Annotated in this window: 15 protein-coding genes and 1 pseudogene; 5 read left to right on the top strand and 11 right to left on the bottom strand. The window is 69.7% G+C overall.

Annotated elements, in window-relative coordinates; translation table 11 throughout:
- Window positions 1-16: 16 nt before the first annotated feature.
- The 9 genes from ACLJPX_RS00865 to ACLJPX_RS00905 are packed head-to-tail and all read right to left on the bottom strand — an operon-like array spanning window position 17 to window position 15,633.
- Window positions 17-1,315, bottom strand: coding sequence for a cytochrome P450 (locus ACLJPX_RS00865; protein ID WP_101607080.1), 1,299 nt, complete (start codon window positions 1,313-1,315; stop codon window positions 17-19).
- On the bottom strand, window positions 1,312-3,126 hold the full coding sequence (locus ACLJPX_RS00870) for an amino acid adenylation domain-containing protein (RefSeq protein ID WP_410598238.1): 1,815 nt from the start codon (window positions 3,124-3,126) through the stop codon (window positions 1,312-1,314). Before ACLJPX_RS00870 ends, ACLJPX_RS00865 begins: the two co-directional genes overlap by 4 nt.
- Window positions 3,123-3,839 carry a hypothetical protein gene (locus tag ACLJPX_RS00875; protein ID WP_410598239.1) on the bottom strand — a complete coding sequence of 239 codons (717 nt, stop codon included), beginning with the start codon at window positions 3,837-3,839 and terminating at the stop codon, window positions 3,123-3,125. The genes ACLJPX_RS00870 and ACLJPX_RS00875 overlap by 4 nt, the downstream gene beginning before the upstream one ends.
- The gene (glyA, locus tag ACLJPX_RS00880) at window positions 3,839-5,200 is read right to left on the bottom strand and encodes a serine hydroxymethyltransferase (protein WP_410598240.1); all 1,362 of its coding nucleotides are present in this window, start codon (window positions 5,198-5,200) and stop codon (window positions 3,839-3,841) included. The genes ACLJPX_RS00875 and glyA overlap by 1 nt, the downstream gene beginning before the upstream one ends.
- Complete coding sequence (locus ACLJPX_RS00885; protein ID WP_410598241.1) at window positions 5,197-6,768, bottom strand: condensation domain-containing protein; 1,572 nt, start codon at window positions 6,766-6,768, stop codon at window positions 5,197-5,199. The genes glyA and ACLJPX_RS00885 overlap by 4 nt, the downstream gene beginning before the upstream one ends.
- A gap of 23 nt (window positions 6,769-6,791) precedes the next feature.
- Window positions 6,792-8,066 carry an acetyl-CoA carboxylase biotin carboxylase subunit family protein gene (locus ACLJPX_RS00890; RefSeq protein WP_410598242.1) on the bottom strand — a complete coding sequence of 425 codons (1,275 nt, stop codon included), beginning with the start codon at window positions 8,064-8,066 and terminating at the stop codon, window positions 6,792-6,794.
- Window positions 8,063-8,242: an MbtH family protein gene (locus tag ACLJPX_RS00895; RefSeq protein WP_101607084.1), complete on the bottom strand. Its 180-nt coding sequence runs from the start codon at window positions 8,240-8,242 to the stop codon at window positions 8,063-8,065. Before ACLJPX_RS00895 ends, ACLJPX_RS00890 begins: the two co-directional genes overlap by 4 nt.
- On the bottom strand, window positions 8,239-11,928 hold the full coding sequence (locus ACLJPX_RS00900) for an amino acid adenylation domain-containing protein (protein WP_410598243.1): 3,690 nt from the start codon (window positions 11,926-11,928) through the stop codon (window positions 8,239-8,241). The genes ACLJPX_RS00895 and ACLJPX_RS00900 overlap by 4 nt, the downstream gene beginning before the upstream one ends.
- Before the next feature lie 15 nt (window positions 11,929-11,943).
- Window positions 11,944-15,633, bottom strand: a complete 3,690-nt coding sequence (locus ACLJPX_RS00905; protein WP_410598244.1) for a condensation domain-containing protein — start codon at window positions 15,631-15,633, stop codon at window positions 11,944-11,946.
- Window positions 15,634-16,175: 542 nt separating this feature from the next.
- Between ACLJPX_RS00905 and ACLJPX_RS00910 the strand changes: the two genes are divergently transcribed.
- Both ACLJPX_RS00910 and ACLJPX_RS00915 read left to right on the top strand, forming a co-directional pair.
- Window positions 16,176-17,894 (top strand): non-ribosomal peptide synthetase, encoded by a 1,719-nt coding sequence (locus ACLJPX_RS00910; protein WP_410599071.1) that lies wholly within the window; start codon window positions 16,176-16,178, stop codon window positions 17,892-17,894.
- 249 nt (window positions 17,895-18,143) lie between these two features.
- Window positions 18,144-19,598, top strand: coding sequence for a M28 family peptidase (locus ACLJPX_RS00915; protein ID WP_410598245.1), 1,455 nt, complete (start codon window positions 18,144-18,146; stop codon window positions 19,596-19,598).
- Between the two features lie 43 nt (window positions 19,599-19,641).
- Here the strand turns inward: ACLJPX_RS00915 and ACLJPX_RS00920 are convergent, their stop codons facing one another.
- Window positions 19,642-19,821 (bottom strand): hypothetical protein, encoded by a 180-nt coding sequence (locus ACLJPX_RS00920; protein ID WP_410598246.1) that lies wholly within the window; start codon window positions 19,819-19,821, stop codon window positions 19,642-19,644.
- 417 nt (window positions 19,822-20,238) lie between these two features.
- On the opposite strand from ACLJPX_RS00920, the gene ACLJPX_RS00925 reads away from it, so the two are divergent.
- Together ACLJPX_RS00925 and ACLJPX_RS00930 are read left to right on the top strand one after the other, a co-directional pair.
- Window positions 20,239-21,486, top strand: a complete 1,248-nt coding sequence (locus tag ACLJPX_RS00925) for a DUF222 domain-containing protein (protein WP_410598247.1) — start codon at window positions 20,239-20,241, stop codon at window positions 21,484-21,486.
- Window positions 21,487-21,641: 155 nt separating this feature from the next.
- Window positions 21,642-21,887, top strand: a pseudogene (locus tag ACLJPX_RS00930) (aldo/keto reductase); the annotation flags it as partial.
- 29 nt (window positions 21,888-21,916) lie between these two features.
- Here ACLJPX_RS00930 and ACLJPX_RS00935 read toward each other — a convergent pair.
- A complete protein-coding gene (locus ACLJPX_RS00935) occupies window positions 21,917-22,411 on the bottom strand; it encodes a GNAT family N-acetyltransferase (protein ID WP_410598248.1) in 495 nt (164 codons plus the stop codon).
- Window positions 22,412-22,506: 95 nt separating this feature from the next.
- On the opposite strand from ACLJPX_RS00935, the gene ACLJPX_RS00940 reads away from it, so the two are divergent.
- Window positions 22,507-23,244 carry a phosphotransferase family protein gene (locus ACLJPX_RS00940; RefSeq protein WP_410598249.1) on the top strand — a complete coding sequence of 246 codons (738 nt, stop codon included), beginning with the start codon at window positions 22,507-22,509 and terminating at the stop codon, window positions 23,242-23,244.
- Window positions 23,245-23,294 lie beyond the last annotated feature (50 nt).

Below are 23,294 nucleotides of genomic sequence, written 5' to 3' on the forward strand. Positions count from 1 at the left end.
GAGAGCGAAGGGAGGATCACCGGGTTGCTGGAATCGGCCCGTCGGCCGCGATCGCTTCCTCCAGTTCTTCTTCGGCGCCTTGACGCAACCGGGCGGAGACGCGCATGTCCTTGATGCCCGCGACGAAATTGGACGTGAGGTGTTCGACCGGCGTGTCCAGCCGGAATTCCGCGACCTTCCCGACGATTTCCTCGAACAGCAGGCGCAGCGCGATCCGCGCGAGAGGAGCGCCGATGCAGTAGTGCGGGCCGAAACCGAAGGCGACGTGCCGGTTGGGGGAGCGGGCGACGTCGAAACGGAACGGATCGGCGAACACCTCTTCGTCCCGGTTGGCCGAGCCGAGCCACGCCACGACGGCGTCACCGCGCCGCAGTTCCACGCCCCGGATCTCCGTGGGCTGCACGACGTAGCGCATGAAGTGGTTCGCCGGTGACGACCAGCGCAGCCCTTCTTCCACAGCGCTGGTCACCAGCCTGGGGTCGTCGGCCACCCGCCGGTACTCCTCGGGGTGCTCGATGAGGGCCAGTACCGTTCCCGCGACCGCGTGCGGCGTGGTGACGTTCGCGCCGAGCAGCAGGCTGTAGCAGTTGTAGACGATCTCGTCGTGCCGGAAGGCGCGGCCGCCGACGCTCATCCGCATCAGCGCGCCCACGAGGTCGTCACCCGGTTCGCCGGCCCGGCGCCGGACCTCGCCCGAGAAGTACGAGAACAGTTCGTGGTGCGCCGAAGCCAGCGTGCCGCCGCCCTTGCCCTGGCGGAATTCCGGGTCGTCCGGGGCGACCGCCATCGTGGTCAGGCGGGTGAGCCGCGGCCAGTCGGCCTCGGGGAGCCCCATCAGCGTCCCGGTGAACGCCATCGGGAAGTCGGCGGCGGAGCGGGCGAGGTTCCACGAACCCGTCGCCAGCGGCGCGATCATGCGATTGACGACCCGCCGGACCTTCGGGACCATCGGCCGCAGGGCCCGTGCCGAAAGCATGTCCATCATCGGCCGCCGCATCGACGTGTGCACGGGCGGATCGCTGGCCGCCATCATCTTGCCGCCCGCCGGATCGCGGCCGCCCAGGATCGACAGCAGGGTGCCCCGGTTCGACGTGAAGCGGGTGTGGTCGCGCAGGACGTCGTTGACGTCGTGGTACTTGGTGACCGACCAGAACGAGCGGCCGTCGGGCAGCACCTGGCGGTGCACCGGCGAGTGCAGGCGCATCGCCGTCCAGACCGGATGCGGATCACCGGACCCGTAGAGCGTCGGCGCGTGGAGGTCCGCTTCGTCGATCTCGTGCGGGGCCACCGCCGTGTCGTCGGCGCTGATCTTCATCGGGGCTCCTTCTCGATCGAGGTTTCACCGTCGATCAGAGCGGCGAGTTCCGCCACGGACGGGTTCTCGTAGAACGCGTAGGTGGGCACGTCGACGTTGTGGGCTTCGCTGATCTCCGTGGTCAGGCGGACCGCCACCAGCGAGTGCCCGCCCGCCTCGAAGAAGTCGTCGTCGACGCCGATCCGGTCGATCTGGAGCAGATCCGCCCAGAGCTCGGCAAGCCACGCCTCCAAGGGGGTTCCCGGGGCGCGGTAGTCGGTGCTCAGATCTCCGCGTTCCGGGAGCGGCAGGCCGGCGAGGGCGTCGCGGTCGACCTTCCCGTTCGCGGTCAGCGGGAGTTCGTCCAGCCGGACGAACCGGCCGGGGACCAGGTACGGCGGCAGGGTTTCCCCGAGATGGGCGCGCAGCCCGGCGGTGATGATCGTGTCGTCGCAGGCGTAGTAGGCGACCAGACTGTGCCCGGTGCCCGACGGCAGCGCGAGGACGGCGGCGTCGTACACCTCCGGGTGGGTCCGCAACGCGGCCTCGATTTCGGCGGGCTCCACCCGGAAACCGCGGATCTTGACCTGCCGGTCGTTGCGGCCCGCGAACTCGATCTGCCCGTCGGGCAGACGCCGGCCGAGGTCGCCGGTCGCGTACATGCGATCGCCGGGGACACCGGAGAAGGGATCGGGCAGGAAACGGTCCGCGGTGGCGGCGGGCGCGCCGAGATAGCCGTGCGCGAGACCGAGACCGGCGGCGAAGATCTGGCCCAGTTCCCCGTCCGGGACCGGGGCGCCGTGCTCGTCGAGCAGGTACACCCTCGTCCCGGTGATGGCGTGGCCGATCGGGACACTGCGCGCGCCCACCGGCCGGTCGAGGACCGCACAGCAGGTGAACGTCGTGTTCTCGGTCGGGCCGTAGCCGTTGAGCACGGTGGTGGACGGCAGCGCCTCGATGGCTTTGTCCACATGGGACGGTGAGAGGACGTCGCCACCCGCGATCAGGATCCGCAGTCCGGTCAGGTCCCGCGGTCCCGCTTCGATCACCTGGTGGAACAGCCCCGCGGTCAGCCACAGGACGGTGACCTTCTCCTCGCGGACGAGCACGGTCACGTCGGTGGGACGCAGTTCTCCCGCCGGTGCGACGACGAGCCTGCCGCCGTTGAGCAACGCTCCCCAGAATTCGAGGGTCGACGCGTCGAACGCGGCCGGCGCGAGCTGAAGGAAGACGTCCTCCGGGCCGACCGGCAGGAAACGCGCGCCGAGGACGAGCCGGAGAACGGCGCGATGCGGGACGACCACGCCCTTCGGCGTGCCGGTCGAGCCCGACGTGTACGCGATGTAGGCGGTGTCTTCCCCGCCGACGTCGATCGCTTCCGCCGCTTCGACGTGTTCGGCGCGGGCTGTCAGCTCGGCCAGCGTCGTCCACGAACTTCCCGGCACCGCAACGGGTTCTTCCGTGATCACGATCCTGGGGCCCGCGTCCCGCAGGATCGTGTCGCGCCGGGACTCCGGGGTGTGCGGGTCGAGGACGAGGTAGGCGGCGCCCGCTTTCAGGACCGCCAGCAGCAGGACCACGAGGTCCGCCGAACGCGGCAGGACGATGCCGACGGCATCCCCCGGTACGACACCGGCCGCACGCAGTGCGGTCGCGAGCTTCGCCGACGACTGGTCGAGTGCGCCGTAGCTCAGGACCCTGGCACCATCGGTGACAGCGACGGCTCCCGGGTTCTTCCTGGCCTGCTGTCCGAACGCGTCGACGACGGACCGCGCGGGCGCGGCGTCGAGGGTGCGTTCCTCCATGGTGGATGTGGTGGACACTGTGGTCATCCCTTCTCTTCCCGCTTGCCGGAATCCAGCGCGATCCAGACCGAGGCCGCTTTGGCCAGCAGCCCGCCCGTTTCGTCGTAGAGCGCGGTGCCGACGTTGGCCGTGCGGCCGTGCCGCCGCCGGAGCCTGCCGACGATCACATGGGTGCGCCCGGGGAGCGGTCTCTTGTGGACGATCGCGCTCATCCGGCCGAGCACCATCGGTTCCCGGACCGGGTCGCCGGTCCAGCCGCCGGGGCAGTCGAGCACGCTCCACACCAGCGCGATGGGTACTTCGCCGTCGTCGTCCGCTTCGGGGGTCCAGGTGCACGCCACGAGATCGCGGCCGCCGACCTTGCCGGGGGTCACCGGGAAGCCGCCGGACGGCGCGCGTTCGACGCCGCAGACGAAGCAGGTGGGGAACGGATGTCCTTCCCAGCCTTCGAAAGCCGATTCCGCCTGCTTCGCCTCCGTCACCGTGACGGGTTCGACTTCCTCGACCTTCCCGGCTTCGGGGCCGATGGTCGCGATCAGCCGTTCTCCGTGCCACACCTGGGTGCGCCGGGCTCCCGCCCGGACCTCGAGATCGGTCTGGAGCGGCGGCGGCGTGTGCAGGGTGACCGCGGGCGGGGTCGCCTCCGGGAACGTGGCCAGCCCGGCGAACACGCCGCACGCGTATCCGCCGTTCGCGCTGTGCGCGGGCCCGTTGTAGGCGCCGCCGATCCGGACGTCCATCAGGACTGTCCCCAGTGGACCTGCCGGAGCGGGAACTCCGCGCAGAGATCGCGGACGGCGGCACCGACTTCGGCGCGGACCGCTTCGTCGAGATGCCAGATCCGGTCGCCGTCGGGACGGACGGCCGACAGCACGCGGTCGACCAGCCCGGCACAGCGGATCACCGCGTCGTCGGTCAGGCCCCGGGCGGCCAGGATGTTCGTGCCGAACCGCAGACCGCTCGTCACCAGCGGACCGTGCGGGTCGCCGTCGATCACGTTCTTGTTCGCGACGATGCCGCACGACTCCAGCGCCTGTTCGGCGATCACCCCGGTCAGCCCGGCCTGGCCGACATCGACCAGCACCAGGTGGTTGTCGGTACCGCCGGTCAGCACCTCGTACCCGGCCCCCATCAGCTCGACGGCCAGGGCGTCGGCACTGGTCCTGATGCGCTGGGCGAGCGCGCGGAATTCGGGTGTGAGCACCAGATCGAGCGCGCGGGCCTTGGCCGCGATCGAATCGAACGCGGGCGTGCCCTGGAAGTAGGGGAAGACGGCGTTGCGCATGACGTCGGCGAGCGGGCGGCCCCGCCGGGCCGCGACCGGCGTGTCCGCGTCCTTGCCGAGCAGGATCAGGCCGCCGCGGGGACCGTAGAGCTGCTTGTACGTACTGGTGGTGGTGACGTGGGCGTGGTCGACGGGGCTCGGGTGCAGCCCCGCCGCGATCAGCCCGGCCACATGCGAGATGTCCGCGAGCAGATACGCGCCGGCCTCGTCGGCGATCGCCCGGAACCGGGCGTAGTCGATGGTCCGGGGATAGGAGCTGGCCCCGCACACGATCACCCGCGGCCGGTGTTCCCGCGCCAGGGCGGCGACCTGGTCGTAGTCGATCAGGCCGGCGCGGTCGGTGCCGTAGGAGACGGAGGTGAAGTACCGGCCGGTGACCGACGCGGACGCGCCGTGCGTCAGATGCCCGCCGGCGTTGAGGGCCATGCCCAGGACGACATCGCCGGGGGAGAGCAGACCGAACAGGACGATCTGGTTGGCGTTGCTGCCCGAATGCGGCTGCACGTTGGCGTACCGGGCGTGGAAGACCCGCTGCGCGCGATCGATGGCCAGCTGTTCGATCTCGTCGACGATCGCGCTCCCGGCGTGGAACCGCGCCCCCGGATAGCCCTCCGCGGTCGTGTTCCCGAGCACGGACCCCGCGGCCGCGAGCACCGACGGATCCGCCACGCTGGCGGCCGCGATCATGGCGAGCGTGCTGTCCTGGCGGACGCGTTCGCGTTCGATCAGGCCGAACAGCTCCGGATCGGCGCGGTGGTGGCCGTGCGGGTCGTCGGCGGCCCGGTCGGCGAAGTCCGCGATGTTCGCGAGGGTCATGCTTTGCTCCTGTCGAAGGCAGCGCCCGGCAGAGACACCGAGTCAGCGGGAGAACCGGCGAGCCGGTCCGCCGCGGTGAGCAGGTCGTCGCGCAGCCGGTCCAGGGCGTCGTTGCCGTGCCGGGTGAGATCCACGGTGATTTCGCAGTGGACGCCGCCGGCACGTGGCTCGTTCAGCGTCTCGATGCGGATCGGGAATTCGGCCCGTTCCCGCATGTCCTCCTCCGGGCGCAGCAGACCGGCTTCGAGCAGGCTGTCGCGCGCGTGGAAGTGGACGTAGTTGAAGGCCGAGTCGAACGGACGGCGGCCGAGCAGCTTGCGTACCTCGGAATCCGGGAACCGCCGGTACGGGAGCAGCGTGTTCTCGGCGGCCAGCGCCGAATCCGCCGCCTCCCGCCAGGTGCCGTCCGTGACCGGCAGGCGCAACGGGAGATAGTTGAGGAACAGCCCGATGGTCAGGTCCGCGCCGGTCACCTCCGGCCTGCCGCTGACCGGGATCCCGATCACCGGCGCCGGGTTCCCGGTGAGGGACGCGACCGCGGCGGCGTGGGTCACCAGCATCAGCGATTTCAGGGGCACTCCCCACGACGCCGAACGTTTCGACAGCGCCGCGGTGAGGTCGGACGGCAGGACGAAACCGATCTTGCGGAAGTCGGGGGTGGCCGACGGCGGTTCCGCGCCCAGATGCGGCCGGAGGCCTTCGAAGTAGGCCCGCGCGTCCGTGTCGCGCAGCGCGGCGCGCTCGAGCCGGACGTAGTCCTCGGCGGGGGCGGGCTTGCCCAGATCCACGCTGCCGCCGTCGAGCAGGGCGGCGTACACGCGGACCACTTCACTGACGAACAGCGATTCGCTCCAGCCGTCCATGATCGCGTGGTGGAACGCGTGGGAGAACCGGAAAGAACGATCGTCGAGCGCGGCGGCGTGCACGCGGATCAGCGGTGCCGTCTCCGGATCGAACGGCTGCCCCAGCGACGCCATGACCTGCTCGTGCCGGTCGGCGACGGCGTCCTCCGCCAGGCCCCGGTGGTCGGCGACCTCGAGCGGGATCGTGGCCTGCTTTTCGACCACCTGCATCGCCTCGCTGAACGACACCAGGTCGAATCCGGAGCGCAGCGCGGGATGGCGTGCCGACACGGTGGCGAGTGCCTTCGCGAGGGTTTCCTCGACGAGCGGGCGGTCGACCACCCGCGACACCGCAGCGTGGTAGAGCTCTCCGCCGCTGAGCAGGGATTCGTAGATCAGGCCGAGCTGGAGCCGGGTGGCCGGGTGGACCCGTTCCGCGCTGGCGGGGACGAGAGCCCGGTCCTCGGGCGAGAGCAACTCGGCCGTGTCGTCCTCCGGTTCGGCACCCAGCGCCGAACACATCCCGCGCACGGTCGGGTTCCGGAACAGGTCGACCAGGGTGAGGTGCATCCCCCGCTCGGCCGCCGCCCCGATGACCTTCAGCGCGAGCAGGGAATCACCGCCGAGGGCGAAGAAGTCCGCGTCGCCGTCGACCCGCTCGATACCGAGCACGTCCCGCCAGATCTCGGCCAGCGCGTCCTCGGCGTGGCCGGTGGTGTCAGTCATCGTCTTCTCGCTCCGGGTATTCGTCACAGGGCGCCGATCTCCGCGCCGCTGACGGCGCGCGGGCCGTCCTCGAAGGTGAAGCGGAAGACCAGCCGTCCGCTGATCGCCGCGGTCAGGCCCGCCAGTTCCGTGTGGTCGCCGACGCGGCCGATGGTCATGTCGAGTTCGTGGGTGTGCACCCCGCCGGGCAACGTGGCGCCGGGTTTGCCGAACGGGCGGTACACGCTCACCCCCGGCAGTTCGCGGACCCGCTCGCCCCCGTCGATGCCGTCCAGCACGCATTTGCGCCGCGGTGCCGGATGGAACTGCTGGAAGAACACCGAGTCCCGCGGCGGAGGCGGCACGTGGACGTCCTCGCCGAGGGCGATCCGCCCGCCGATCTCGATCAGGTTGACGCCGAGCGCGCGGATCGAAAGTTCGCTGATGCCACCGCCGAGCCGTCCGTTCACCTCGATCAGCCGGGGGCCGTCCGGGGTGAGCTTGAACTCGGTGTGCACCAGGCCGGTGGTGATGCCGAGCGCGGCGATCGCCCGGCGCGCGACGGCCTGCATCTCGTCGTCTTCGGCCCGCCCCAGCGGCGACGGCCAGAACCGGCCGGTCTCCCGGAACGGCGGCACCATCGGCAGTTTCCCGGTGACCGCGAGATCGTCGATCCGGCCTGCCACGACGACGTTCTCCACCGAGACGTAGTCGCCGAAGGCACCGCAATCCCGGCCGGGCAGGTACTCCTCCAGGATCAGCCCGCCCGACGGGTCGTAGCCGGGCGCGCCCTCGGAGAGCAGACGCCGGGCCAGAGCTTCGCCGTCGGCACTGTCGTGGATCAGATAGGTGTTCATGCTGGCGCCGCCGTACAGGGGCTTGAGCACGGCGGGCAGACCGGTCTCGGCGACCGCGGCCGCCCACTCGTCCGGCGTGGTGACGGGGTGGAAGCGCACGGCGTCGACCCCCGCGGCCCGCAACGCGGACCGCTGCTTCGCCTTGTCTGTCAGGTAGGTCAGCGTCTGCTCGCCCAGGTACGGCAGGTCGAGCGCGCGGGCGAGCTCCCCGGTCAGCCGGAGCGCTTTTTCGCTGTAGGTCACGATTCCCGCCGCGCCTCGCGCGGCCAGTTCCCGCGCGGCGCCGTCGACGGACTCGATCGCGGTGACCCGGCCGAACTGCTCCAGCAGCGGGCGCATCGCGGTGGTGTGCTCGTTGACCGGGATCGCGAACAGGCAGGGCGTCCTCGACCCCAGGCCCACCGCGATCTCGCCCGGTGGCGCCGCGCCCTGGTCGTAGACGACGACGAGTGGCCCGGTCATCGGGCGGCCGCTCGCGCCGACGCCGGCCGGATGTCGGTCCACACGGTCGCGATGTGCGCGAGGCAGGCTTCCCTGGTGCCGCTGAAGCCCACTTCGCGCCAGCCCTCGGGCGGAGTGGTGGCGGCGGGCCACACGGAGTACTGCTCTTCGTGATTGACGACGACGGTGTAGTTCACGACTGGCTCCCGGTTCGAAGGGTCGGCAAGTTTTCGGTGAAGGCGTCGGCGAGCGCGCTGACCCGCTTGGCGGACAACAAATCCGCGCTGTGCAACCAGGACACGGACAACCGCGACCCGGCGAACACCGCGTAGCACTCCAGCGCGTACGGCCGGGGCATGGCGGGATCGCGGTCCGCGCCGGTGCCCTCGATACGCACGCCACCGAGCGCGCCGCCGTCCCGGCCGTCGGCCAGATAGGCCGGGGTGCCCCAGAAGTTGAACAGCAGCCGCGGTCTGGGCAGCGCCGTGAGCCGGGCCCGCACGTCCGCGTCGGGATGCAGGAACCGCGCCGTCTCGAAGCCGAATCCCCGGCCGGGCACCGAGCGGTGCAGCGCGGCGATGTCGTCCGTGCTCGCCGAAAGCGGCAACGCGAACGGGTAAGCCGAGTTGAAGTAGCCGACGATCCGGCTGGGGTCGAGGTCGAGGACGTCCTCACGGCCGTGCCCGCCGAGCTGGACCAGCGCCTCGCCGTCTTCGCCGGTCCACTCGCGCAACGCGGCGCCGAGCGCACCGAGGAGGCATTCGTAGACCGAAAGCCCACGTTCGCGCGCGGTCTCGGCGATCGCCCGGCTCGCCGCCTCGTCCAGGACGGTGCGGACGTCGCCGACAGCCCCTTCCACCCCGGCCACGCCGTCCGGGACGACCTGGGCGCAGCCCGACCAGTCCCGGTCGAGCCAGTGGCCGACGCCGAGCCGGGCCGGATCGGTCCGCACGTAGCCGGTCAAGGCCGCGGCCCACGCCGCAGGGGACGGGCCGGGACGCTCCAGCGAGCCGTCGTCGCCGTCGCGGAGGATCACGGACAGCTCGTCGGTGATCAGGTCCCAGGAGAACAGGTCGACCATCAGGTGGTGGATCACCACGACCAGCCGGTCCGGGGCGTCGTCGATCCGCAGCAGGCCGAACCGCGCCACCGGGCCCGAGCGCAGGTCGAGCCCTTCGTGCAGGCCGGTGGCGGCTCGATGCGCCCGCTCGTCCACCTCGGTGGCCGGCACCCCGGTCAGGTCGATCTCGGTGACCGGCGGGGCTTCCGGCACCGCGTACTGACGCGGCTCGCCGGTCAGGTCCAGCCGCGAGCGCACCGCGGGATGCCGCCGGGCCAGCACCCGCACCGCGGCCGTGATCTCGCCGAGGTCGTAGTGGCGGCCGAGATCGTAGGAGACGCCGTGGTTCCAGTGATCCGGGTTCGGTACCCCGCGAGCCAGGAAGGACTGCTGAGCGGGCGTGAGAGGACCGCTGTCGCCGCCGTCCGATTCCACCGGGTCCTCGAACGGGATGGCGACCTCGGCGAGCTTCTCCACCGTCGGGTGTTCCAGGATGTGCCGCGGCCGCAGCGCGATACCGCGCCGCTTGGCCTCCTGCACGATGCGGATCCCGACGATGGAGTCCCCGCCGAGCGCGAAGAAACCGTGCCGGATCCCGATCTTGTCGGCCGTGGGCAGATGCGCCGCCCACACCTCGCACAGCGTCTCCTCCACCGGCGTGCGCGGTGCGACGTACTCCTCGCGGGAGCGCCTTTCGGCGGCCACGGCCCGCAACGCCCGCCGGTCGACCTTGCCGTTCGCGTTCCAGGGCAAGGAATCCAGCACGATCACCTGGTTCGGGACCATGTAGTCCGGCAGCCGTTCGGCGGCGAACCGCCGCAGGTCCTCGGCGTCGAGCGTGCGTCCGGTCGCGGCGGTCGCGAAGGCGACCAGCCGGGCGAGACCGTGTTCATCCAGTAACTCGACGGTGGCCCTCGCGACGTCGGGCGAGGTCTCCAGCAGGTGTTCGATCTCGCCGATCTCGACCCGCCTGCCGCGGATCTTGACCTGGCTGTCGGCCCGGCCGAGCAGGACGACCGCGCCGTCCGCACGCCAGTAGCCGAGGTCACCGGTGCGGTACAGGCGGCCGCCGGGGGTGGTGGCGAAAGGATCCGGCACGAACGCCGACGCGGTCATGGCGGGTTCGCCGAGGTAGCCGCGGCCGACGCTGCGCCCGCCGATGTGGATCTCCCCGGTGACGCCGGGCGGCACCGGCCGCTGGTCCGGGTCGAGGATGTGCACGGTGACGTTCGGCAGGACCAGCCCGATCGGCGTGTGCCGCGGCTCGTCGGGACCGACGGGGCCGCCCGTCGTGTCGTCGGCGACCTCGGCGGGACCGTAGGCGTTGAGCAGCGGGACGCCGGGCAGCTGGGCGTGCCAGCGGGCGGCGAGGCCGGGGCTCAGGACCTCGCCGGTCGAGACCATCAGGTGCAGGTGCTCGCGCAGGCGCGCGGTGAGCGCGGGGTCGTCGCGGAGTTCGTCCAGCAGGACCGCGATGTAGGTCGGCACCAGCGCCAGGCAGCCGAACCGGTGCCGGACGGCGAGCGCGAGCAGTGCGGCCGGATCGCGGACGACGTCGTCGGGGACGACCCGTACGGTCGCGCCCGCGGTGAGCCCGGCGAACATCTGCCAGATCGACAGGTCGAAGGTCAGCGGCGCGGTCTGCGGGACGGTGGCGCCCGGTTTCAGCCCGTAGTCGGGCACCCGCGTGGCCAGCAGGTTGAGGAAGGACCGGTGCTCGATGCAGGCGCCCTTGGGCCGCCCGGTCGAGCCGGAGGTGAAGATGGCGTACGCGAGGTCGCCCGGCTCGGGCGCCGGACCGAGGTCTGCGACGTCTCCTTCGGGCGCGTTTCGCAGCTCCGCCAGGTCGAAGCGCGGGCGCCCGGCCGAGCCCGCCACGCCGGGGACGGCGATCAGCGCGTCCGCCCGGCGGATCAGATCCGCCTGCCGCGCCGGGGGAGTGGCCGGATCGACCGGCATGTACGCGGCGCCCGCGAAGAGGATCCCGACCGCCGTCACCAGGAACCAGGCGTCACGCGGGGCGGCCAGCGCGACGAGGCTTTCCTTGCCGATGCCTTCGGCCCGCAGGCGCAGCGCGATCGCGGTGGCGTGACGGCACAGGTCGGCGTAGGTGAACGACTCGATGTCGTCCTCCACGGCCAGTGCGTCAGGCGCCTGCCGGAGCACGAGTTCCCGGTACGGAACGGTGCTGTCCAACGGTTCGGTTTGGTTGAACCCGGCGAGCAGCGCCGTCGTGGCGTCGTCGAGCACACCCAGTTCGCTGATCGTCCGGCCCAGGTCGTGCAGGCCTTCCTCCAGCACTACGCCGATCCCGTCGACCAGGTACCGCAGGCGTGCCGGGTCGGCGATCGTCGAGCCGGCATGGATTCCGCGTGCGTCGCAGGCGAGCGCCAGCGGGGCGGTGCCGGGTCGATCGCCCCAGACGAGTTCCAGTGTGCGGCTGTCGCCGGGCGTCTCGTGCGCCATCGCTTCGGCGACCGCGGTGCGCACCTCGCCGAGCCATTCCTGGACGGTCAGTTCCGGCCGGGGCCGGAGGAACAGCGGGAACCGCTCACCCGAAGGAGGTCCGGCCAGCAGCGTGATGCCCTGGTGCGCACCGAAACGGCGCAGCACGACGGCGGTCGCGGCCGCGACGACGGTCCAGCCGAGGACGGGGTCGCCACCGGTGATCGCGGCCAGCCGGGCGGCCGCACGCGCGGACCAGCCGGCGGAGGCTTCGGCCCGCTCGGTGCCGAGCGCGTCGAAGAGCCCCGCGACGGCGGTGTCACCGTCGCGCACTTCGCCGTCGTCGCGGCTCGTCAACGGGCTGATACTGGTGCTCATACCGCTCCCTCGGACTCAGAACCGGAAATCGGGCAAGGCGACGGCGGCCGGTGCGGTGCCGGTCAACTCCAGGAGTGACTCCTTCTCGCCGTTCTCGGCCAGCCGCCGCAGAAGGGCTTCGAAGTCCGCGATCCACCCTTCGACCGTGGCGCGCTCGAAGAGGTCGGCCGCGTACTTGACGCGGCCGCGCAGTTCGCCGCCGTACTCCAGCACCGACACGCTGACCGGGTACGCGGGCGCCGACGGGTCGACGTCGAGAAGCTCGACGCCGGGACCGCCGTCGCCGAAGGACTTTGTGATCGGCTCGACCCCCGCGTGGTAGGCGAAGTTGGTCGCGGCGAGCATGGCGCTGCCTCCCGGACGCGCCAGCCGCACGATGCGGTCGGTGGGCAGTTCGGCGTGTGCGAGCGCGGCGAGCTGGGATCGGCGGACGTCGGCCAGGTGGTCGCGGAAAAGGGCGTCGGGCAAGGATTTCGAGCGGATCGCGACGGTGTTGACGAAGCAGCCGACCACGTCCTCGTCCCGGCGCTCGCGGCCGCTGACCGGGATGGCGACGCTCTGGTCGCGCACGCCGGTGATCTGCCACAACAGGACCGACCACGCGGCCAGCAGCACCATGTTCACCGTCGCGCGCTCGCGGCGGGCGAGTTCCTTGAGCCCGTCGAACAGGGCGTCGTCCAGCTCCAAGGGCAGCACGCCGCCCGAGCCGGGCACGATCGCCCGTTCCGGGTGGCCGGTGGGCAGGGCCACCTCGGGCGCGCCGCCGAGGTAATCCGTCCAGAACCGGGTGAGCTGCTGTCCGCGTTCGCCCGCCAGAGCCTCGTTCTGTTCGCGCACGAGGTCGAAGTAGGTCCGTGCGGGCACGTCGCCCGACGGACCGCGCGTCAGTTCGGCCAGCAGGATCCGCCAGGACCAGCCGTCGCAGAACAGGTGATGCACGGTCAGCGCCAGCGCGTCCCGTTCGGTGTCGGCGAACCGGATCCGGACGAGCTGGGCCCGGACCGGCCGGTCATAGGGCGAAAGCGCCGGGCTGATGAGCTCTGCCAGGCCCGCTTCCAGATCCGCTCGCGCGTCGGCGTACGACAGGCGGGAGAGGTCGAGCCGGACTTCTTCCAGTACGACGGTCCTGCCCGTCTCCACTACCTGACGTGGGCCGGATTCGGTGTCCCGTAGGACAGTGCGCAGCATCGGATGCCTGCGGACCAGCTCCGCCAGCCGCTCGCCGACGGCCGCCGTATCGACGACGCCGTCGAACAACAGGATCTCCGGAACGTTGTAGGCGTTCGAGTCCGGGTCGAGTTGTCCGGCGGCCCAGATCGAAAGTTGCTGTCCGGAAAGCGGTCCGGTTTCGGCGGGCTCGGCGGTCGGCACGCTCGCCGAGGGCGCCGGCTCGGCGGGGATCTCGGCGGCGACGGCTTCGGCGATCCCGCTGATCTCGGTGTGGTCGAACAGATCGAGCACCTCGATGTCGGTGCCGAAGTGCTCGTTGATCCGGCTGACCAGCTGAGCGCCGTTGAGCGAATCGCCGCCCAACGCGAAGAAGTCGTCGTCCAGCGTGGTGTCCGGCTCCTTGAGCACCGCGCGGACGAACTCGAGAACCTGGTCCGCCACCGACAGTTCCGGTGTTTCGGCGGAATCGGGGGAAGACGGTGTCGTCTCCAGCGGCCAGCAGTGCTCGTCGAGCAACGGCGCGACCGGGAGCCGGGCCCGCAACGGCGGAGGTGACACGGCGGTCCGCAGGTCCAGCTCGAACCCGAGCAGGTACAACGCGCGCAGCAACTCCGCCGGGGTGGAGACCGGCCGCAGGTTCGCGGCCGGAAGGAGCTCGCGGATCGCGGTGCTGAGCGCGCTGCCGGGCGCGAGATCGAGAACGACCGTCCCATCGGGAACCGAGGCCAGTGCGGCACGGAGTTTCGTGGCGTCCGGCTTCGCGGTGCCGGACGCGTGGGCCAGCACCAGGGCCGGGGCGACCCCCAGATCGGTGACGATCGCGCGGAGACCGGCCGCGTGGATCTCCGCACGCTCGGCGGGAGACCAGGTCGCGGCAGGTTCGGCTGCGGCCGTGGCGAATCCGCGATAGTCGCGGGCCCAGTCCAGCAACGTCTTCGTGTCGGCGGGCGCGGGGACCCCGCCGACGGCCAGGACGACCGGCGGCGGGGTGGCCACGGCGGTCTCGCCCGGGTCGCTCCCGAGCTCTCGCAGCAACTCGTTCCGGTCGCGGACGACCCACGCGGCACGGTGCGCGAAGTGTTCGCGGCCGACGGCGAGTTGCCGGGCGAGGTCGCCGACACCGGGGGCACCCGCCTGCGACATCGCCGAGCGCAACTGTCCGGTGAGGGACCGCAGCCCGGCCTGATCGCGGGCGGAGACCAGGATCGCGGTCTCCCGGTCCGATGTGGACGGTGCGGACTGCCGTGGGCCTTCCTCCAGCACGACGTGCGCGTTGGTGCCGCTGAGCCCGAAACTGCTGATGCCCGCGATCCTCGGCGACCCGTCCGCCGGCCACGGCCGGACGTCACCGACGACCTGGACGGGGCCAGATGCCCAGTCCGCCAAGGGATTGGCCTCGCGGAAGTGCGCGGTCGGGAACAGCTGACCCGCCCGGAACTGGGCGAGGACCCGGAGCAGCCCGGCGAATCCGGCCATGCAGTCCAGGTGACCGAAGTTGCCCTTCGCGGAGGAGATCGGGATCCGCCCGGCGTACCCGGGCCAGTTCGCGACGGCCTGGCCGATGCCCTGCAGTTCGATCGGGTCACCGATCTTGGTCGCCGTGCCGTGCGCTTCCAGGTAGCCGATGTCGGCGGGTTCGACGGCGGCGTCACGCCACGCCTTCGTGATGACCTCGGCCTGCCCGGCGGGGCTGGGGGAGGTGAGGCCGTTCGCGCGCCCCGCGTCCTGGTTGACGGCGCTGCCGAGGAGGACCGCGTGCACGGTGTCCCCGTCCCGGCGGGCGTCGGAAAGTCTTTTGAGCACCACGAAACCGCCGCCTTCGCCGAACGTGGTGCCGTCGGCGTCCGCGTCGAACGGACGGCAGCGCCCGGTCGGCGACAGCACGCCGAGGCCGTCGCCGTTCTCGGGACGGCTCGGCGGCGGCCCGAGGATGAGCTCGAAACCACCCACCAGGGCGAGGTCGTGCTCACCGTTGGCCAGTTTCCGGCGGGCTTCGTGCAGCGCGACCAGAAAGGACGAACAGGCCGTGTCCACGACCGTGGCCGCGCCCCGCAGGTCGAGGTGGTACGCGATCCGGCCCGCGGAATAGGCGGGCATGCTCCCGATCACCGCGGGCCCGTCGGTCGCGCGATCGCCGGGAAGCAGTTCTCGCAGCGTCGGTTCGGTTCCGCCGTACGCGGCGACGACCACGGAGGTGTCGCTGCCCCGCAGTTCGGCGGGTGCGTAACCGGCGTCCCCGAGCGCGCCGACGGCGAGGTGCAGCATCCGGCGTTGCCGCGGGTCGATCAGTTCGGCGTCCGCCCGCGAGATCCCGAAATACCGGGGGTCGAAACCGGTGATGTGGTTCAGCCACGCACCGGGCTGGCCGGAGGAGTCCGGCGCCAGCCCCGTTTCCCCGGCCCGGTCGCCGGGCATCTGCCCGACGCGATCGGTACCGGAGCGGAAGAGTTCGGTCAACGATTCCCACTCGGTGAGTCCCGGTAATTCGAAGGACACCCCGATGATCGCGACAGAAATGTCGGCCACGCCTGACACGAATTCTCCTCGCTCTCGGATATCGGTTCAATCGGCGCTCGCCGCGCACGCTGAATACCAGGTCGCGGCATGCGGCGGCCTGTTGATCGGCGATTAATCGATTACCCGCTCGGTTGTACCTGCACGTTCGTGAGCAGGACGGATGGCGAGCTGCCTTGCCCCCTGTTCCCCAGTAAGTCCGCCGCATCGCGACGTGATTCGACTGTAACATCGTCGCAGTCCTCGTCAAGGCGCCCGATCGGGATCGTGGCGTTGATTAAACGCGAAGATCCGGATCGGGTGAGGATGCTCCCAGAGATCCGACCGGGAATAATCGGGAAGTGATTACTCCGGACGATCGATAAGCCCCAGTGAAGTGCTGTATTTGTGTTACGCTCGCATTCGGTCCTGCCGCTCCTGCTCAAATTGAAGATACACGCGATGCCGTGCGCGTCAGCAGAGTCGGACTGTTTTCACGAGAATGGAGTAGGCGAGTGTCGACGTTACCCGTGCGGGAGAACTGCGCATCGACAGTGGCGGAGCTGGTCCGGGACATCATTTCAGTGAATGGGACCCGCCCCGCCGTGCGCCACGGCGGAAAGACGTTGAGCTATGCGGAACTGGGCTCCGCCGCAGGTGGCGCGGCAGAAAGCCTGCGCGAACTCGGGGTCCGGCCGGGTTCGGTAGTGGCCATTCTCGTGGATCGGTCACCCTTGTCGGTGGTGGGTGTGGCGGCCGCCTGGGCGGTCGGCGCCGCTTATGTCCACCTCGAAAGTGCGCATCCCGATTCCCGCATCTCGGAAGTACTCGAGCTCGCGGGACCCATGGCGATAATCACCGATTCACACAACGAAAGTAGGGTTCCCACGGTCTTACGGGAGCGAACAGTCGTGGTCGAACGCACACCGCCCGCCCCCTATCGCGTCGATCCCGGCCGGACACCGGAAGAACTCGCTTACCTGGTATTCACCTCGGGTTCGTCCGGGAAGCCGAAGGCGGTCGAGGTCACCCACGGCGCGGTGACGAATTACCTCGAGGGTTTCACCAAGGGTTTGGCCGGACTGGAAATCGGCAGCTACGGCCTGGCCACGACCTTCGCGGCCGACCTGGGCAAAGTCTCGGTGTACGGCGCCTTGCTCACCGGTGCCCGGCTCGACATCTACGACCGCGAGACCATCTTGGACCCGGTGGCCTTCGCCGCGGAGATCCGGGAGCATCCGGTCGACTGGGTCACGCTGGTGCCGTCCCAGATGGAGGCGATCGCCGGCACGGGCGACGTCGCCGACGTGCTGCCCGCCCGGGCGGTCATGCTCGCCGGGGAGGCGTTCCCGCCCAGACTCGCCGAAGCCATCCTGGCCGCGAGGCCGGATCTCAAGGTCTACAACGGATACGGCCCTTCCGAGGCCACGATCGTGGTGACCATGCACGAGGTCCGGGTCGAGCCCGGCGCCGCCAGGGTACCGATCGGCCTGCCCTTGTCGGGTACCGAATTCCGGGTGCTGGACGAGCGGCGCGTGTCCGTCCCGGACGGTGAGCCCGGTGTCCTCCACATCGGAGGGGCGTCACTGGCCCGCGGCTACCGGAACGACCCCGGGCTGACCGCGGCGAAGTTCCCCGAGGTCGAGGGGACCCGCTTCTACTGCACGGACGACGTCGTCGTGCGGCGCGAGGGAGGGGAACTGGAATACCTCGGCCGCGCCGACGGCCAGCTGAAGATCCGCGGTCACCGTATCGAGCCGGGCGAGGTCGAGGCCGCCCTGCTCGCCCTGCCCGGGATCCGGCAGGCGGTGGTCGCGGGCGAACGATCCGCGGAAGGACCGCTGGAACTGGCCGCCTACGTGGTCGGCCCGGAAAACCCCGCCGGGCTGGGGAAGAAGCTGCTGGAGCGGCTGCCGCCCGAACTGGTGCCCAGCCGCTTCCACCTGGTCCCCCGGATCCCGGTCACGGTCAACGGCAAGGTCGACACCGCGGAACTGCGTGCCCTCGCCGCGGAACCGTCTGACCTGCGAAACGAGCCCGCCGAACCGCCGGAATCGCCGGACGAACACGTCATCGCCCGGGTGTGGTGGGAGGTATTGGGGCGGGCCGACATCGGGCGGAGCGACCGATTCCTGGAGAGCGGCGGAGACTCGTTCAAGGCGCTGGCCGTATTCGCGCGGCTGCGCAAACATTACCCCGGAATCACCATCGCCCAGCTCTTCGACCAGCCGACCATCGCCGATTTGGCCAAAGCGCTGGGTGGTAGTGCACCGGTGGCGGCCGTACCGGTTGTCGAACTTTGATCAACCGACAGAAATATCACCGGCGGTAGTCGGCCCCGGGTGGCGGAACACCACTTTGGCGGTATAGACCACCACCGGGCGCTGCTTATCCTGCTCCGGGGTCGCCCACGGATAGCGGGCGGCTATCATCTGGCGCACTGGGGAGTACGTCCGAAATCGCACCGGCGGTTACCGGTGCGATTTCGGTTGCGCGCGTTCCCGGTGCCACAGTGGCGACACCACCGACATGAACAATGGGGGTACCACAGCATGAGGAAATCACGATTCAGGAAGGCGACGGCCGTTCTCGCCGCCGCCCTGCTGGTCATACCGCAATTGGCCACGAGTACGGCGCAGGCGACCGGCGGAGGACCCGCGAACTGGCTGGCCGAACGCATGTCGGACCAGGTCACCGGCGCGAATTCGGCTCGCCACCTGCGCGAATTGATGGCCGCGACGGCGGCGAACGGCGGTCACCGCGATTCGGCGTCGCCGGGCTATACCGCCTCGGCGGATTATCTGACCGGAAAACTCCGCGCCGCGGGCTACCAGGTCCAACGCCAGGAATTCTCTTTCCGTGACTACGCCATCCACTCCGAGCGTGCGGAAGTGGTTTCGCCGAACGCCCGCGCGCTGCGGCCACTCATCGTCAGGTTCGCCGTCTCGACGCCGGCCGAAGGGCTGACCGCGACCGTCGCCGTACCCGCGGTCAAGGACACCGGGTGTACCGCCGAGGACTACGCGGGACAGGACGTGCGGGGCAAGATCGTCCTGGTCAGGGTCGGAGACTGCTTCATCACGCAGAAGCAGAACACCGCCGCGGCCGTGGGCGCGGCGGCCATGCTGATGAACGCGGACTCGCCGAATCCCGATCTCAACCTCCGCTACCGGATGGTTCCGCCGGAGGACGCCAAGATCCCGTCGGCGACCCTGCCCCGCGGTGAATCCGAACGGCTCGCCGCCGACGCGGCCGCCGGCCCGGTCACCGTCCGGCTCGACCTGCGCGGACAGGACTCGACCACCAAGACGTTCAACCTGCTGGCCGACACCCCGACCGGCCGCGCGGACAACACGATCGTCATGGGCGCGCACCTGGACAGCGTGGACACGACGCCCGGCGCCAACGACAACGGCGCCGCCGCCGCGACCGTGCTGGAGACGGCGCTCCAGCTCAAGCGCTATGCGCCGTTGCTGCGCAACAAGGTTCGGTTCGCCTGGTGGGCGGCGGAGGAGAAGGGGCTCTCCGGGTCGCAGTACTACGTCGACCAGCTGAGCCCGGAACAGCGGAAGCAGACCGCCCTGTACCTGAACCTGGAGATGATCGGCTCGCCGAACTTCGCCCGCCAGGTCTACAGTGGACAGACGCCCGAAGGACCTGCCCCGGCCGGCTCCGCGAAGATCTCGCAGCTGGTCCACGGCTACTTCGCCGACCAGAAGCTTCCGACCGTCGATCTGGTGCTGGACGGTCGATCCGACCACACCGCGTTCGTCAACGCCGGGATCGCCGCCGGTGGCGTGAACGCGGGCTCGGACCGGTTGAAGTCCGCGGAGTGGGTGAAGCTGTTCGGCGGCGTCGAAGGGCAGATGCTGGATCCCTGCTACCACCAGGGATGCGACGGCTACAGCAACGTGAACCAGACGATCTTCGACCAGTTCAGCCGGTCCATGGCGTGGGCGGTCGGCCGGTTCGCGATCACGACGGCGGATATCAACGGCCGCAAGTGAGCCTGAAGTGACGGCGGCGGGCGCTCACGGGCGCCCGCCGCGGTCAGGCGACGGGTAGTGGAACCGGTTCGTCGTCGGTGGGGATGATCGGGACGGCCTTCGGGAGGATGGGACGGCCGGTCATGAACCACGACAGGCCGAACGCCACCACGCCCAGGGTCTCCCACCAGAACACCCAGGATGTGGTGGTTCGGAGGTCGTCGCTGGTCGTCGCGATCACCAAGGCGGAACCGGCGACCGAGAGAAGGATCAGGCCGCCGCAGATACGGTGAATCTTTCGCCTCCAGCGTGTTGGTGCGGCTTGATGCAAACGAACTTTCTGGTTGACTTGCCGGTCCTCATCGTTGGCGTGGGACTCGACGCACTCTCGATCGCGGGCCGCCGGCAGTCACCCTCGGGGAACGGATGTTTCTGGGGATTTCTTTGCCAGGGCGCGGGTTTCTGTGGAACCTGACGACGTTGTGTCAAGGACTTCCGTTTCGAGTGGTCGTGGCCCGTGACTCCCGCAATGCTGCTTGGGGTGCTCGCGACTTGTGATCGAGCGGCTTCGCAAAATCACTCAGTAGTGGTGAATATGCAGGATTCGTTGTTGCTTAAAATTACGAACACCTGTTCGATAGATGTGCGGTATTATTGTGGGGTGTCCGAGACCTTTGTTCCCGAGTTGCCGCAGGAGTTGTGGCGCGCTGGCAAGCTGGAGCTTGCGCATGGCGTGCAACAGTTCCTGCAGGTGATGCGGGTCGCCTCTGCCGGGTTGGGGCAATACCTGGCGGAGGTCGAGGCTCGTGGCGCGAAAGACTTATACGGTTATGGGACGACGGTGGCGTGGTTCGCCGATGTCGCCGGACTGAGCCAGGGCGAGGCGCGGCCGTATGTGAATCGCGCTATCGATCTGAATCCCACGCGTGCCCTGGACGGCTCGGAGATCCCGGCCTTCGCACCCGCCACCGCTGTTGCGGCGGCGGAGGGTGTGATCGGTGAGGAACGGATCAAGCAGATCGTGGAGATCCTGCGGAAAATCCCGGCTGGGGTGTCGGTGGAGGATCGGGAGCACGCGGAGACAACTCTCGCCGACCTCGCCCGAAAGGCCGGACCCCAGCAGGTGTCGGACCTCGGAGACCAGCTGCTGGGCTGGCTCGACCCCGACGGCAAGGAACCCAAAGATCCCGAACCTGCCCAACCCCGTCGCGAGCTGACGTTGGAGCGCCGCAAAGACGGGTTCTGGAAACTGAACGGTCTGCTGGATGACGAGTTGGGTGCCCGCACCGCTGCCGTGCTCGAAGCGTATGCGAAGCCGCGTCCCGTGGATGAGTTCGGCCAAGCCGACCTGCGGACCAAGGCCGAACGCCAAGGCGATGCGTGGGCCGAGCTACTCGATCTGGCCATCGCGTGCCCGGATCAGCCCGGGACCAGCGGCTACCGCACGTTGATCCACGTCACCATCGGCCTCGAGGAGTTGATGTCGGGGCTGGGTACGGCGTGTGTGGATTTCGTCGGAAAGATGACCGCCCGCGAGGCGCGGACGGCGGCCTGCGACTGCCTCATGTTGCCGGTGGTGATGAACGCGGCTGGTGAGCCGCTGGACGTGGGACGGCTGAGACGGTTCGTCACCCCCGGCCAACGCCGTGCTTTGAACATCCGGGACGGGGGCTGCGCGTTCCCCGGCTGCCATCGCAAGCCGAAGAACTGTCACGCCCACCACATCCACCACTGGGTAGACGGCGGACCGACAGATCTCAGGAACCTCGTGCTGCTCTGCGGCTTCCACCACCGCCTGATCCACCACGGCGACTGGCAAGTCCGCATGGCACCTGACGGGCTACCGGAGTTCGTCCCACCCCAGTACTTGGATCCGTTACGAAGACCCCGGCGTAACTGCACTGTGTGACCCGAGGAGCCCGCCAGCCACACCGGCGACGGGCCCCTCGGCATGCCCACATCACGCAAAACCCGGGTAAACGGGGCAACGCCAGCTCGTCAACTTTCAGTGGTGCTGGTCTTGCGGGGGGCTAGTGGCAGAGCGCGAAGGCGCCTTCATCCAGGCAGCAGATTGCCGACGACAAAGGAGCCACGCCGGCCCAGGTCGGTCTCGCCTGGGTGCTGGCGCAGAAGCCGTGGTTCGTGCCGATCCCTGGTACCACCAAGCCGCAACGTCTGGAAGAGAACCTGGGCGCACTCGACGTCGAGCTGACAACCGGCGATCTACATCGGATCGAAGAGGCCGCGGCCGACATTCGGATCCAGGGCGAACGTGTCCCTGAGCAGTCGCAGTCACGGTTCGGCCACTGAACCCCTGCGAGAACACCCGCCCTTCACGGCTAGATCTTCTTGTGAAAGCACACCCGATCATGACCAGGCCCGTCGTAGTCGCCGTGCAGGGGAAGCCCGTCGACCATCCGGTCCCCGGGTTCGAGCGCGAACCCCATGGCGCGGTGAAAGGCGATCGATCCGGTGTTGCCCGGCGAGGTGATCGCCCGCACCTCCGTCCGGCCGGCCTCGGCGGCACGCTGGAAGAAGGTCGTGTACAGACGGCGAGCGGTGCCCTGTCCGCGAAGCTTCGGGTCCACTCCAACGAAATGGATGTACGCCTCCATGTCATTGTCGGCGGCGTAGAAGCCGACAAGGAAAGCCCTGATACCGGTTTCGTCCTCCATGACCAGGCTCGTGCCGGAGAAGAACTGCAAGAACAGCTTGGGGAGCAAGAGGGAGAGTTCTCGGGCCTGCGCGGGAGTGCGTGAGTCGCCCCACCACCGGTGCACCCGGTCGACGATCGCGCCGTGGTCGGTCACGCGGGCTTGCCGCAGCTCGGACATGCCGCTCCCTCTCGGAGATGATCTCGGCCGACACCGTTGTACCAGGGACCATAAATACGGCGACGTCCGCGTTCTTCCCGGTGACAATGGCCGTCATGGCGGAGGTCGAGGTCGTTGTCGCACACCACGAGTGCGCGACGTTGCGGGTCGGTGAGCTGTTCCTGAAGATCGACACCGATCAGGCGCGCGCCGATGTCGAGGTCGAGGCGATGAGCCTGGCGCCGATCCCGACTCCGGAGGTGCTGTGGCGGAAGCCGCCCGTGCTCGCGCTCGCCGCACTTCCCGGCAGGGCGCTCGGCCGTCTCGGCGAGCCGTCCACCGCGTCGCCGGAGGCCTGGGCCGCGGCGGGGGCCGCCGTGCGGAGGGTGCACGACGCGCCCTTGCCCCCGTGGCCGGGCCGGAGTCCTGGCGATTTCGCGGCGGACCTCGACAGGGAATGCGAGTGGCTCGTCGCGAACAGCGTCCTGCCTGCCGACCTGGTCACGCGCAACCGCGAGATCGCCGAGGCCGCGCTCCGGCCTTGGACGCCGGCGTTCATCCACGGTGACCTGCAGATCGCGCACGTCTTCACCGACGCAGACGAGATCACCGGCGTGCTCGACTGGACCGAGGCCGCCCGGGGCGACGCGCTGTTCGACCTCGCCACCTTGACGCTCGGACACGAGGAGCACCTCGGCGACGTGATCGACGGCTACGGTGCCGACGTCGACCTCGACGTGATCCGCGCGTGGTGGTCGACGCGCAGCCTGCTGGGGATCCGCTGGCTGGTCGAGCACGGCTTCGATCCGGCCGCGCCGGGCTGCGAGATCGACGTCTTGAAATCCGGAATGTAGCTGTACCGCCATGGCGTCTCGACTTTGTTCCCGTGATCACCTGAGTATCA

It is taken from the genome of Amycolatopsis sp. lyj-90, assembly GCF_046549035.1.
Taxonomy (GTDB): domain Bacteria; phylum Actinomycetota; class Actinomycetes; order Mycobacteriales; family Pseudonocardiaceae; genus Amycolatopsis.